Annotated in this window: 10 protein-coding genes, 1 tRNA gene and 1 pseudogene; 7 read left to right on the forward strand and 5 right to left on the reverse strand. The window is 72.4% G+C overall.

The window, feature by feature from the left end; all coding sequences use genetic code 11:
- Window positions 1–73: 73 nt before the first annotated feature.
- Window positions 74–253: a DUF4236 domain-containing protein gene (locus GVV04_RS29800; RefSeq protein WP_007075522.1), complete on the reverse strand. Its 180-nt coding sequence runs from the start codon at window positions 251–253 to the stop codon at window positions 74–76.
- Between the two features lie 407 nt (window positions 254–660).
- Between GVV04_RS29800 and GVV04_RS29805 the strand changes: the two genes are divergently transcribed.
- Window positions 661–1,212, forward strand: a complete 552-nt coding sequence (locus GVV04_RS29805; protein WP_328822647.1) for a flavin reductase family protein — start codon at window positions 661–663, stop codon at window positions 1,210–1,212.
- A gap of 85 nt (window positions 1,213–1,297) precedes the next feature.
- On the opposite strand, the gene GVV04_RS29810 is transcribed toward GVV04_RS29805, so the two are convergent.
- Entirely contained in the window at window positions 1,298–1,753 is a 456-nt protein-coding gene (locus GVV04_RS29810) for an RrF2 family transcriptional regulator (RefSeq protein ID WP_161692333.1), read from the reverse strand.
- Between the two features lie 184 nt (window positions 1,754–1,937).
- Window positions 1,938–3,011, reverse strand: a pseudogene (locus tag GVV04_RS29815) (helix-turn-helix transcriptional regulator); the annotation flags it as partial.
- Between the two features lie 171 nt (window positions 3,012–3,182).
- On the opposite strand from GVV04_RS29815, the gene GVV04_RS29820 reads away from it, so the two are divergent.
- On the forward strand, window positions 3,183–3,959 hold the full coding sequence (locus GVV04_RS29820; protein ID WP_161692335.1) for an SDR family oxidoreductase: 777 nt from the start codon (window positions 3,183–3,185) through the stop codon (window positions 3,957–3,959).
- A gap of 70 nt (window positions 3,960–4,029) precedes the next feature.
- On the opposite strand, the gene GVV04_RS29825 is transcribed toward GVV04_RS29820, so the two are convergent.
- Window positions 4,030–4,461 carry an SsgA family sporulation/cell division regulator gene (locus tag GVV04_RS29825; RefSeq protein ID WP_007457244.1) on the reverse strand — a complete coding sequence of 144 codons (432 nt, stop codon included), beginning with the start codon at window positions 4,459–4,461 and terminating at the stop codon, window positions 4,030–4,032.
- A gap of 274 nt (window positions 4,462–4,735) precedes the next feature.
- Here GVV04_RS29825 and GVV04_RS29830 point away from each other — a divergent pair, with 274 nt between their 5' ends.
- From GVV04_RS29830 to GVV04_RS29840, 3 genes are all read left to right on the forward strand, one after another.
- On the forward strand, window positions 4,736–5,311 hold the full coding sequence (locus tag GVV04_RS29830; protein ID WP_161692336.1) for a TIGR02611 family protein: 576 nt from the start codon (window positions 4,736–4,738) through the stop codon (window positions 5,309–5,311).
- 50 nt (window positions 5,312–5,361) lie between these two features.
- Window positions 5,362–5,433 (forward strand) — tRNA-Val (locus GVV04_RS29835).
- A gap of 984 nt (window positions 5,434–6,417) precedes the next feature.
- Complete coding sequence (locus GVV04_RS29840) at window positions 6,418–7,638, forward strand: helix-turn-helix domain-containing protein (RefSeq protein ID WP_161692337.1); 1,221 nt, start codon at window positions 6,418–6,420, stop codon at window positions 7,636–7,638.
- Here the strand turns inward: GVV04_RS29840 and cutA are convergent.
- Window positions 7,592–7,915, reverse strand: a complete 324-nt coding sequence (gene cutA / locus GVV04_RS29845; protein WP_328822645.1) for a divalent-cation tolerance protein CutA — start codon at window positions 7,913–7,915, stop codon at window positions 7,592–7,594. The genes GVV04_RS29840 and cutA overlap by 47 nt on opposite strands.
- 160 nt (window positions 7,916–8,075) lie before the next feature.
- Between cutA and GVV04_RS29850 the strand changes: the two genes are divergently transcribed.
- The gene (locus GVV04_RS29850; RefSeq protein WP_161692338.1) at window positions 8,076–8,237 is read left to right on the forward strand and encodes a hypothetical protein; all 162 of its coding nucleotides are present in this window, start codon (window positions 8,076–8,078) and stop codon (window positions 8,235–8,237) included.
- 168 nt (window positions 8,238–8,405) lie between these two features.
- Window positions 8,406–8,556: helix-turn-helix domain-containing protein (locus GVV04_RS29855; RefSeq protein ID WP_161692339.1), on the forward strand; the 151-nt coding region annotated here is incomplete at its 3' end.

Raw genomic sequence — 8,556 nt, forward strand, 5'->3', positions numbered from 1 at the left:
TCGGGCCCCCGGGCGCCCCAACCTGTGGGGGGGGCGGGGGCTTTTGCGCGGCCCCCCCACTCGAATCCGGGAGTCAGGCCCGGGACTTGTCCTGCTTCCACGACAGCGGACCGGGCAGGTCGACGCGGTGCGCCTTGGCCCGCGAGTTCCAGGACCATCGGCCGATCTTGATGCTCCACGAGGAGAAGCCGTTCTCGGTGAAGTTCAGGATGATCGGGCCGTACTTCTTGCGCTTACGGAACATGAGGCCCATCGCGGGGCTCCCTTCGTCACCAATCGTCTGCCGTGTCGAGATCGAACATGCCCGAAACGACGATTCGCGAAACCTCTCCGGATCCCCACTGGACCGCACGGCCGTGCGGAGCGACAATCTCTACTCAACGGATGGGTGTTTCGGGGTGACCAGTGCTGGTAGAAGCGATGAGCGTTGGGTCAGGAGACGCTGATCTCAACGTGTGGAAGGGCGTTGACCGACGGCGCGGGACGACCGTCACCGCGTCCCGTGCGCCCGTCCGCTCACCGCGGGACGGCGTTCCGCCGCGTCCCGCCCGCCGAGGCGCGCTCCACCGATCGTGGACCCACCTCCTCCGTGGACAGATCAAGGAGACAACCGTGCCACCATCCCCGCGTCCGCTGCCGCCCGCCGCCGCCTCACCCACCGTGGACCGGCCCGCCGGCACCGTAGAGCTGTGCCCCGTCGACATCAACCTGCTCCGCGCCCTGCTGCGCCGGCAGGCGGCCACGGTCACCGTGGTCACCGCGCCGGGGCCCTCCGCCCGCCGGGGGTGCCCGCCGTTGCCGCCGGCCGGGTTCACCGCCACCTCGTTCACCTCGGTGTCGCTGGAGCCGCCGCTGGTGTCGTTCTGCCTCGCCCGGGCGTCGTCGAGCTGGCCGACCGTCGAACGCGCGGAGCACGTGGCCGTGCATCTGCTCGCGGCCGGGCAGCAGCAGGTGGCCCGCGCCTTCGCCACCAGCGGCACCGACCGCTTCGCCGAGCACCGGGGATGGACGGCCGGCCCGTTCGGGGTGCCGCTGGTCGACGGGGCGCTCGCGGTGCTGCTCTGCCGGGTGGTGCACCGGGTGACCGCTGGCGACCACACCATCGTCATCGCCGAGCCGCTGGCTCTCGGGTCGGGGGAGGACGGCAACCCGTTGGTGCACCACCGGGCGGGCTTCACCACCACCGTCGACCCGTGGGACATCTCCGGCTGAACGCGCCGACCCGTACCGAGGGGTCAGGCGCCCGGGCCGACCCGCCGCCTGCCCGGCCCGCGTCGCTGCCGCTCCCGGGTGGCGGTCAGCGGGGTTCCCAGGCGTCCGGGCGGGCGATGAGCCGCCGTACGTGGGCCGGCAGCCGGCCGCTGGTCAGCTCGGCCAGGCTCACCTCGTCGACCACCTGCCGGACCGATGCCCGGACGGCCACCCAGAGCCGGGGCAGGTTCTCCGCCGCCCCCTCGTAGCTGGTCTCCTCGGGGCGCATCCCGCGCACCCCGGCCAGCGGGCCGTCGACCGCCCGCAGGATCGCCCCGATGGTGACCTCCTTCGGCGGCCGGGCCAGCGTGTAACCGCCCTCGGCGCCCCGCTGGGCCCGAACCAGCCCGGCCCGGCGCAGGTCGGCCAGGACCGCCTCCAGGAACTTGCGCGGCATGTCCTGTTCCGCCGCGATGGCCTGGGTGGACAGCAGGGAGGGGTACGCGGTGGCGAGGCTCAGCGCCGCCCGTACCGCGTAGTCACCGCGCGCGGAGATCTGCACCCCCTCATCATGCCCGCCCCGCCCGGCCGGTCGGGTCGGTGGGCGGCCGGGGCCGGACGATCCGACCCGCCGCCGCCCCGTCCCGCCCCCCGCCGTGGCCCGCCGGGCGCTCCCGCCCGCCCGCCGCCGCATGCTCCCGGCTGTTGGGCGAAGACCCGCCCGACCCGCCCGACCCGTCCGGTACGTCCGGTCGCCGGCCGTCGGCCGCGCGGGTGGCCGGCGGCTGCTCCCGGCCGTTGTGGTGCGACGCCTGCTGCCGGTCCTGCGGGGGCGGCGCCGGCTCGCGGTCCTCGCGGCCGGGCTGGGGCGGACCGGCGGGCGATGGCCGGCCCCGGGCCGCCCGGAACGCGCCGGGGCTCACCCCCGCCTCGCGGGTGAAGAACCGGCCGAAGTTGGTCGGCTCCGGGAAGCCGAGCCGGTGGCCGATCCGGGCGATCGGCTCGTCGCTGGCGGCGAGCAGCCGGCTGGCCTGGAGGGCCACCCGCTCGTCGATCACCTGCTTCGCGCTGCGCCCGGTCACCGCGAGGCAGGCCCGGGTGAGGGTACGCACCGAGCAGCCGATCCGGGCCGCATAGTCCTCCACCCGGCGGGTGTGCTGGTAGCCGCGCTCGACCTCCTGGCAGAGCCGCCGGAACGTGGCGCTCTCGACGCGCCGCCCGGCCTGCGCCGGGTCCGTCGGGCCGGCGGCCAGCAGCGTGAGCCGCAGCACCAGCACGGCGAGCTGGTGACGGAGCAGTGCGCGGGCCGCGGGCACGTCCGGTTGCCGCCGCAGGTCCACCACGAGCTGGGTGACCTCGTTGAGCACCGCGTCCTCGTCCTCACCGGCGAGCTGTTGGTGCGCCGGCACGTCGGCGTCGCCGTCGAGGCCCGGGTTCCGCAGCAGGGCGGCGGGCGTCCAGCGCAGCACCACGGCGTCGAGCTGCCTCCCGGTGCAGCGCAGCGCCTGGCCGGGGCGTACCCGCAGCAGGGTTCCGGGGCGGCAGGGCAGCGGCCAGAAGTCCAGCTCGGCGGTGCCGTGGCCGCCGGTGACCAGGACCATGAGGTCCGCGTCGAGCAGGACGGGGCGCCGCCACTCGGGGTCCGGGGTGAGGTCGGCGAGGGTGAGGGCGGCGATGCCGGCGGACCGGGCGGCGGCATCGTCGCAGGGCGTCGGGGCGAAACGGGCCGTCGTCGGGGCGGAACGGTTCGACGCCAGGTCGGGGCGGGTCGACGCCTGGTCGGTGGGGAGTGCCGGGGAGGGCTGACCGGAGGGGACCATCGCTGCGACGGTAACCCGCGTCCGAGCAGGCCGCATCCCGACACTGCCCGGGTCACCCCGTCCCACGCCGGCCCGGCGGCTTGTCGGGGCACGGCGACCCGACTAGGTTACCGATCGGTAGCGCCGGGTCCGGCGGACCACCGGCGGCCCCCGAGCGGCGATGGGATGGGCATGACGGATCTGTTCTCGGTCGAAGGCAAGACGGTCCTGGTCACGGGCGGCTCACGGGGCATCGGGCTGATGATCGCCCGGGGCTTCGTGCGGGCCGGCGCGGACGTGATCATCTCTTCTCGCAAGGCGGACGTCTGCGAGGCGGTCGCCGAGGAACTCTCCGCCGAGGGGCGCTGCGCGGCGATCCCCGCCGACCTGGGCCACGACGCGGGGGCCGAGGGCCTGGCCGCGGCCGTCGGGGAGCGGGTGGACCGGCTCGACGTGCTGGTCAACAACGCCGGGGCCACCTGGGGAGCGCCGCTGGAGTCGTACCCGGAGAGCGCGTTCGACAAGCTCTGGGCGGTCAACGTCAAGGCCGTCTTCCGGCTCACCACCGCACTGCTGCCGGCGCTGCGCGCGGCGGCCACCGACGACGACCCGGCCCGGGTGATCAACATCGGCTCGATCGACGGCATCCGGGTGCCGTCCATGGAGGTGTACGCGTACTCGGCCACCAAGGCGGCCGTGCACATGCTCACCCGTGGCCTCGCCCACCAGCTCGCCGGCGAGCGGATCACCGTGAACGCGATCGCGCCGGGGCCGTTCGAGAGCAGGATGATGGCCTTCGCGCTGGAGGACCCGGCGGCCCGGTCGGCGATCGAGCAGCAGGTCCCGCTCGGCCGGATCGGGCGCCCCGAGGACATGGCCGGAACCGCGATCTACCTGTCGTCGCGGGCGGGGGCGTACCTGACCGGAGCGGTCATCCCCGTCGACGGCGGGATCACGACGCGCGGCTGAGCGCGTACCCACAGCAGCGGCCGGGGCCGCGCGGACTCGGCAGATCCGCGCGGCCCCGGCCGGCGTCGTGTCAGCGACCGGCGAGGAGCCGGTTCACCGCCGTGTCGACGTCCAGGTGCTCGGCCTCCCGACCGCGCGGGACGACGACGTAGGTCCGCCGCAGGAAGCGCACCAGGACGCTGCGCGGCACCTCGAACAGGGCGTTGCCGTCCGGTGACGACAGCGCCAGCGCGACGAAGTCGCCGCGCGGGGTGGCCCACGGCCAGACCCGCACGTCGCCGATGCCGGCCGGCTCGTCCAGGCCGGTGACCAGCAGCTCGCGGGCGAACGACCAGCTCACCGCCTCGCCGCCGGCGGATTCGGCATGGAACAGGACATGGACGGCATACGGATCAGCAGGGTCGTAGCGCAGGCTGGCACGCACCGGCAATGCGGTGGCGTCAGGCGCGACGAGCCTTAGCGACGTCTCGACCTCTACGGTCGTCGGTCGGATGACACTCATGGACGTTCTCCCCCCGGCACCGCTGCGGAACGCGCGTGTCCCGCTTTTCCCATACTCAGGTGCTACTCCTGGCTACGCTCCGCCATACGCTGACTTCACCCAGTGGTGGGAAGGGGGTCGGAAACGCCGCTAGAATGTGAAAATTCTTGTACGATATCCGGTTCTGCCCAGTGCGTGATCCCGCCCGGCATCGGGGTGGTTCAGACGTCGACTTACTCCGGTAACGTCCAGTGGTCCGATGGAGTGACGGGCCGGAGCGACACTGGAGGGCGAAATGGCTACGAACCGATCCTCAGTGGATGCGCCGGCTTGGTCCGGCCCCCCGAAAGGAGGGGTCCGAGCAGCCGAAAGGCGGGGGTACGCAGTGCCGAAGGATCAGCGCGACCGGCGCGGCCGGGGTGGCCCCGACGGCCCGGAAGCCCGGGGCGGGACGGCGCTCGCCGAGCGGCGTCGCGGGCGCTTCCGGCGGCGGGTGGGCACCACCCTCGACCTGATCCGCGCCAACCCCACCGGCCGGGTCACCCTCAAGATATTCATCTCCATCGCCGGCGCCCTCGTCGTCACCATCGGTATCGCCCTGATCCCGCTGCCCGGCCCCGGCTGGCTGCTGGTGATCGCCGGGCTGGGCATCTGGGCCGTGGAGTTCCACTGGGCCCGCCGGCTGCTCGGCTTCACCCGCCGGCACGTGCAGGGCTGGACCCGATGGGTCACCAGCCGGTCGCTGGCGGTGCGGTTCGTGCTCGGGTCCGTGGGCCTGCTCTTCGTCGCCGTGGTGGTCTGGCTCTCGCTCAAGTACAGCCTCGGCATCGACCTGCTGGCCGGGCTGCTGCACTACCTCGCGACGCACTGACCCCAGATTCGCGGTCTGGTCCCTCGATCGGGTAGAGTCATCGTCGCTGAGGGCGATTAGCTCAGTGGGAGAGCGCTTCGTTCACACCGAAGAGGTCGCTGGTTCGATACCAGCATCGCCCACCTTGAATGTATGCAGGTAAAGGCCAGTTCCGGGGTATCCCGGGGCTGGCCTTTCTGCTGTCCCGTCGGAGATCATGAGTCGCTGGTGAGTCAGCACGGTGAGCCGCGTCCAGCGGTTGACGCCGGGTGGATAAGTCGTTGACCTCCCTTGATCACCTATCCGTCACCCCTCACACGCTGTGCGAATCCGCGAGGGGTGCGCCGTGGGAATCCCACGGATACGGTCGATGGCTCACATGTAATCCCAGGCCACACGTGGGGAGGTCTGATCCATGCACAGCGCTGCGCCGGATCCCGGAAGGAGCCTGTTGACAGATCTGGGTGACATCGTCGGGGATCTGCTGGGGGAGCCAGCCCGAGCCTCAGCCCGTCCACATCGGCCGGTGGAGCGGCCGCCCCGACCACCGCACCACCACCCAAGGCCGCGTCACCATCGACCGCAGCGCCAGCACCCACCACCCGTGCTGGCCGCGAACCGGCCGGGAAGCATGTATCCGGCGGAGGCTCGACCCGCCAGCGAGATTGCACGGCCTCGACGGCGGCGACACCGGGGAGTGGACCGCCGACCGGGCTTTGGGGTTCGTCGACGGACTGCACGTCCGGTCGCGAAGTCGGCGACATCTCCGCAGCGTGCCGTGAGCCGGCGGCGGTCCAGTCGGCGGAGGGTACAGCGCCGGATGGCCCGGGAAGCCCGACGGTCACCTGCACGCCGCGGCGCGGCGCAGTAAACGGCGGTGACGATCTGGGTTCTGGTCGCTTTGGTGATGGTCAGCTTCGCTGTGGCTGCCCTCCACCGGCACGTTCATCCGGCCGTTCCATAGCGACAGAGAAGGGCTGGCCCTCACCGACTGGCCCTTCTCGCTGTCGACACCTCGTTGGCTAAGGGCGCTACTGGAGAGCGACGGAGAGTACCGTCGATGACGGCAGGCTCGCCGGTTGTAGCGGTCGGCGGGCCGCCACCCAGACCGCTACCTGAGAGCAGCCATGACCGACCTGTCCTTCGCGGACCGCCTGCGACAGATCCGCGCCGACAAAAACCTCTCACTGCGCGCATTGGCCAAGATTGCCCATTATGGGAAGTCGTACCTGCACGAACTGGAGACAGGGGCGAAGACCCCCACCCCGCAGGTCGCCCAACGGCTCGACAAGATCCTTGAGACCGATGGGGACCTCGCCGCCCTAGCCGCTGGCCAGCGGGGACTGCGCCGCCGCGAGTTCGTCGCCGCCGCCGGCCTGGCAGCCACACTGCCCCACACCCTCCTCGCCCACGGCCGCCGCGTCGGAGCGGCCACACCTGGCCGACTCGCCGCCCGCACCGCCCGCCTGCGCCGCCTGGACAACCACCTCGGCGGCGCCGACACCCACCGGCTGTACGCGGCCGAAGTCGACGCCACCACGCGCCTTGTCCAGGACGGCGCCTACGACGAGCCCACCGGGCGGCAGTTGCTCGCAGTGCTCGGCGAGCAGGCGCAGCTGGCCGGGTGGGCCGCGTTCGACGCCGGCAACCATCGCGACGCCGACCGGCTGTACCGCCTCAGCCTCGCTGCGGCCCGCGACGCCGAAGATGCCTCGCTCACAGCCAACGGGATGGCGTTCCTGGCCTACCAGCAACTCGCCCTTGGCGGTCAGGCCACCGACACCGCGGCCGCTGCCTGCGACACCGCCGCCGCCGCCACACCCGGCGTTCGCGCCCTCCTGCACCTGCGCACGGCGTGGGCGTACGCCGTCGCCGGAGATGCCGGGGCGACCGACCGGCACCTCGGGATCGGAACGACCTGCCTCACCGGGCACGACGACCGCCCGGACCCCGACTGGGTGTACTGGGTGGACCACACCGAGGGCGAGATCATGACGGGCCGCTGCTGGAGCGTCCTGCACCGGCCCGTCCGCGCGATCCCCGTCCTCGACCGGGCTCTGGCCGGCTTCGACGACACGTGCGTCAGGGACAAGGCGCTGTATCTGTCGTGGCTGGCAGACGCCTACCTCGACGCCAACGAGGTCGAGCAGGCATGCTCAACTGCCGCCCTGGCTGTGCGGCTGGCCGGCGACATCGGGTCGATCCGGCCCGGCCAGCGCCTGGACGCCGTCGTCGCCCGGCTGGACCCGTACGCTCACCTGCCGTGCGTCATCGAGCTCCGCGAGCTCGCCACGGAGGTGTCTAAGCGTCCGCCACTAACTGGGCCAGCCACGCCAGGCACTCGGTAGAGCCCCGCACGATCGGCACCGCCGTTACCTGCGGGTTACTCCACGGGTGCTCATCGAGCAGATATCGCTCCAACTCTGGATATCGGGCAGTGCTGGTGAACAGCAGCACCTGCCACTCCTCGCCGGTGCCCTGCTCCCCGAGATGCCAGAAGACGCTCGTCACCGGCCCGACCACCTGGGCGTTAGCGGCTAGCCTGCCCGCCACCGCTCCCTCCGCGAGTCGCACGCCCGCCTCACGGCTGTCCGTAGCGGTCGACACCTGCACGTAGTCACTCACGCCGATGACCCTACTCGCAGGTGTCCGCGGACGGCGCGGACAGCGAGCGGACGATCATCTCCTGTGCCGGAACAAGGTCATCGGTAAGGCTGGCGTGAGGGCGCTGCGCGGTAGTCCTTCTCGCTGCCGTCGCCACCCTCCCAGCGGACAAGGAGGCACCGTGGCGATCTGGTCCGAGCTGCGCGCGATTGTGCGGTGGCTACTGCAGCGGCCCGACCCGCTCCCGCCGCCCGGCACCGGCCGGGCCATCCAAGCAGTCGAGCAGGCCGCCGCCCGGCAGCGCATCCTCGACCAGGCCCACCGGACGGGCGGCGCCGGGTGAGCGCCGACAGCATCCCGGGCTCGTGGTGGCGGCGGGATCTGAAGCTGCACCGGGAAGCGCGACGGCCGCTGCCCGGTGTGCCGCGCCCCCGAGCGTTGCTGGCCGTGGGCCGACGCCAACTCGGCGCGGGTCGTCGCCCAAACGATGGCGGGCCGGTGAGCGTGTCCCGTGGATGATCTGCCCATAGGTCGCCGGGTGGCGTTCTGGCGGGGGCGGCGGAAGCTGTCGCAGCAGGTGTTCGCCGACCGGCTCGGCAAGTCGAAGAGCTGGGTGGACAAGGTCGAGCGGGGAGTCCGGTCCCTCGACAAGGTGTCCACCC

It is taken from the genome of Micromonospora rubida (assembly GCF_009908295.1).
GTDB classification, from domain to species: Bacteria; Actinomycetota; Actinomycetes; order Mycobacteriales; family Micromonosporaceae; genus Micromonospora; species Micromonospora rubida.

Excerpts from the sequence above, each read along its gene's own strand:
- GVV04_RS29800 (WP_007075522.1), bottom strand. The coding sequence starts at position 253 with ATGGGCCTCATGTTCCGTAAGCGCAAGAAGTACGGCCCGATCATCCTG.
- GVV04_RS29820 (WP_161692335.1), top strand. The coding sequence starts at position 3,183 with ATGACGGATCTGTTCTCGGTCGAAGGCAAGACGGTCCTGGTCACGGGC.
- GVV04_RS29825 (WP_007457244.1), bottom strand. The coding sequence starts at position 4,461 with ATGAGTGTCATCCGACCGACGACCGTAGAGGTCGAGACGTCGCTAAGG.
- GVV04_RS29830 (WP_161692336.1), top strand. The coding sequence starts at position 4,736 with ATGGCTACGAACCGATCCTCAGTGGATGCGCCGGCTTGGTCCGGCCCC.
- GVV04_RS29840 (WP_161692337.1), top strand. The coding sequence starts at position 6,418 with ATGACCGACCTGTCCTTCGCGGACCGCCTGCGACAGATCCGCGCCGAC.